This window comes from Pseudomonas sp. K5002 (genome assembly GCF_013386655.1).
In the GTDB taxonomy this organism is placed as follows: Bacteria; Pseudomonadota; Gammaproteobacteria; order Pseudomonadales; family Pseudomonadaceae; genus Aquipseudomonas.
Window position 1 is genome coordinate 1 of sequence record NZ_JACARK010000914.1, and the last position, 2,938, is coordinate 2,938.

Below are 2,938 nucleotides of genomic sequence, written 5' to 3' on the forward strand. Positions count from 1 at the left end.
CAGGCCCAGGCGGCTGACGGCGCGCTGGATGAAATCGTCGGGGCGATCCAGACCATTTCCGACACCGCCGTGCGGATCGCCGATGTGACGGCCCAGCAAAGTGGCGCCGTGAGTGAAATCCGCGATAACAGCGAGCGGATTCACCAGCTGGGCGAGGACAACTTGCTGCGAATTGGCCAGGGACGCCGCCAGGGCGAGCACTTATTGGTACTTGGCGGGCAACTCAACACCGCCGTGCAGGCATTCCGCGTCTGACCGGCTCTCCCGTCTTGTGAAGATCAAAATGTGGGAGCGGGCTTGCTCGCGAAGGCGGCGCACCCGTCAACGCATGTGGCGGCTGAACCACCGCCATCGCAGGCAAGCCAGCTCCCACACTGACCGGATTCAGCCTTGCGGTCACATATTTTGCGCAATCCTCGCTAATCGTGCTGCCTACTGCATAGAACTGGACAGTCACAAAGCCTTTGCGGCATAGTCGCCGGGTTCTACCGTGCCCACATCAATAACAAGGAACAGCCGATGGCGACCTTACTGGTTCTTCACGGACCCAACCTGAACCTGCTCGGCACCCGCGAACCGGGCGTCTACGGGGCAGTGACCCTCGAACAGATCAACCTCGATCTGGAACGACGGGCACGTGATGCCGGCCACCATTTGCTCTACCTGCAAAGCAATGCCGAGTACGAACTGATTGATCGCATCCATGCCGCGCGCAGCGAAGGCGTGGACTTTATCCTGATCAATCCCGCCGCTTTTACGCACACAAGCGTTGCATTACGTGACGCGCTGCTGGCGGTGAGCATCCCATTCATCGAAGTGCATTTATCGAACGTGCACAAACGCGAACCTTTCCGCCATCACTCTTACTTCTCCGACGTTGCGGTAGGAGTGATCTGCGGCCTTGGCGCCAGCGGTTACCGACTGGCCCTGGAGGCCGCCCTGGAACAGCTTGAAGACACGGCCAAGCGCCCCTGACCGACCCTTTGGGAGTTGATGATTCATGGATATCCGTAAAGTTAAGAAACTGATCGAACTGCTGGAAGAATCCGGTATCGACGAGCTGGAGATCAAGGAAGGCGAGGAATCCGTACGGATCAGCCGTCACAGCAAGACCCCGGCCCAACAGTTCTACGCACCACAGATGCAAGCGCCGGCTCCGGCCGCTGCACCCGTGGCGGCTGCTCCGGTCGCGGCGGCTGCCGAAGCCCCTGCGGCTCCAAAACTGAACGGTTTCGTGGTCAAGTCGCCAATGGTCGGTACCTTCTACCGCACCCCGGCACCGACCTCGCCAGCCTTCGTTGAAGTCGGCGCAACCGTGAAAGTGGGCGACACCATCTGCATCGTTGAAGCGATGAAGATGATGAACCACATCACGGCTGAAAAAGCCGGCGTCATCGAATCCATCCTGGTAGAAAACGGTCAGCCGGTTGAGTACGACCAGCCGCTGTTCACCATCGTTTGAACCGCGGAGCGCCTTCGATGTTGAAACCTGCGAAGAAACTGCAAAAAGTCCTGATCGCCAACCGCGGCGAGATCGCGCTGCGTATCCTGCGCGCCTGTAAGGAAGAGGGCATCAAGACCGTCGCTGTTTACTCGACGGCCGATACCGAATTGATGCACGTGAAACTGGCGGACGAAAGCATCTGCATCGGCCCGCCACTGGCCACGAACTCGTACCTGAAAGTCTCGAACATCATCGCCGCCGCTGAAGTGACCGGCGCTGATGGCATCCACCCCGGCTACGGCTTCCTCGCGGAAAACGCCGATTTCGCCGAACAGGTGGAGAAATCCGGGTTTGCCTTCATCGGCCCGAAAGCCGAAACCATTCGCCTGATGGGCGACAAGGTATCGGCCAAGGACGCCATGATCGCGGCCGGCGTACCTACCGTTCCAGGTTCCGACGGCCCGCTGCCTGAAGACGAGGCAACCGCCCTGCGCATTGGTCGCGAAGTCGGTTACCCGGTGATCATCAAGGCCGCCGGTGGCGGTGGTGGTCGCGGCATGCGCGTGGTGCACAAGGAAGAAGAACTGATCGAAGCCGCCAAGCAGACTCGCTCGGAAGCTGCCGCCTGGTTCGGCAACCCGATGGTCTACCTGGAAAAGTACCTGACCAACCCACGTCACGTGGAAGTGCAGGTACTGTCCGACGGCCAGGGCCACGCCATCCACCTGGGCGACCGCGATTGCTCGCTGCAACGCCGTCACCAGAAGGTGCTGGAAGAAGCGCCGGCACCGGGCCTGGACGAAACAGCTCGCCAGGAAGTACTGGCTCGCTGCGTCAAGGCGTGCATCGACATCAACTACCGTGGCGCGGGCACTTTCGAGTTCCTGTACGAGAACGGCCGTTTCTACTTCATCGAGATGAACACTCGTGTGCAGGTAGAGCATCCGGTTTCGGAGATGGTCACCGGTATCGACATCGTCAAGGAGATGCTGAGCATCGCCGCTGGCAACAAGCTGTCGTTTACCCAGGATGATGTGAAGATCCACGGCCACTCCCTGGAGTGCCGGATCAACGCCGAAGATCCGAAAACCTTTATCCCAAGCCCTGGCCTGGTCAAGCATTTCCACGCGCCCGGCGGCAACGGCGTACGTGTGGATTCGCACCTGTACAGCGGCTACAAGGTTCCGTCCAACTACGACTCGCTGATCGGCAAGCTGATCACCTGGGGCGCCACCCGCGACGAGGCCATGGCCCGTATGCGCAACGCCCTGGACGAAATCGTGGTAGACGGCATCAAGACCAACATCCCGCTGCATCGGGACCTGGTTCGCGATGAAGGCTTCTGCGAAGGTGGTGTGAACATTCACTACCTGGAACACAAGCTGGCTAATCAGTAAGCGAAGTGCTCCACCCAACAAAGCCGCCTTCGGGCGGCTTTGTTGTTTCTGCCCACCCGATTTTTCTGGATGGATACATTCCCCTTGTGGGAGCGGG

3 protein-coding genes and 1 pseudogene are annotated in these 2,938 nt (G+C 59.8%); all 4 read left to right on the forward strand.

All coding sequences use genetic code 11. The annotated features are described in order from the left end of the window. Positions 1–255: pseudogene (locus HX846_RS30890) on the forward strand (methyl-accepting chemotaxis protein); the annotation flags it as partial. A gap of 264 nt (positions 256–519) precedes the next feature. Further along, positions 520–975 (forward strand): type II 3-dehydroquinate dehydratase, encoded by a 456-nt coding sequence (gene aroQ / locus HX846_RS30895; RefSeq protein ID WP_003217307.1) that lies wholly within the window; start codon positions 520–522, stop codon positions 973–975. A gap of 25 nt (positions 976–1,000) precedes the next feature. Continuing rightward, positions 1,001–1,462 carry an acetyl-CoA carboxylase biotin carboxyl carrier protein gene (gene accB, locus HX846_RS30900; protein ID WP_003217309.1) on the forward strand — a complete coding sequence of 154 codons (462 nt, stop codon included), beginning with the start codon at positions 1,001–1,003 and terminating at the stop codon, positions 1,460–1,462. A gap of 17 nt (positions 1,463–1,479) precedes the next feature. After that, a complete protein-coding gene (gene accC, locus HX846_RS30905; protein WP_003217312.1) occupies positions 1,480–2,841 on the forward strand; it encodes an acetyl-CoA carboxylase biotin carboxylase subunit in 1,362 nt (453 codons plus the stop codon). The last annotated feature ends 97 nt before the right edge of the window (positions 2,842–2,938 follow it).

Excerpts from the sequence above, each read along its gene's own strand:
- aroQ (WP_003217307.1), top strand. The coding sequence starts at position 520 with ATGGCGACCTTACTGGTTCTTCACGGACCCAACCTGAACCTGCTCGGC.
- accB (WP_003217309.1), top strand. The coding sequence starts at position 1,001 with ATGGATATCCGTAAAGTTAAGAAACTGATCGAACTGCTGGAAGAATCC.
- accC (WP_003217312.1), top strand. The coding sequence starts at position 1,480 with ATGTTGAAACCTGCGAAGAAACTGCAAAAAGTCCTGATCGCCAACCGC.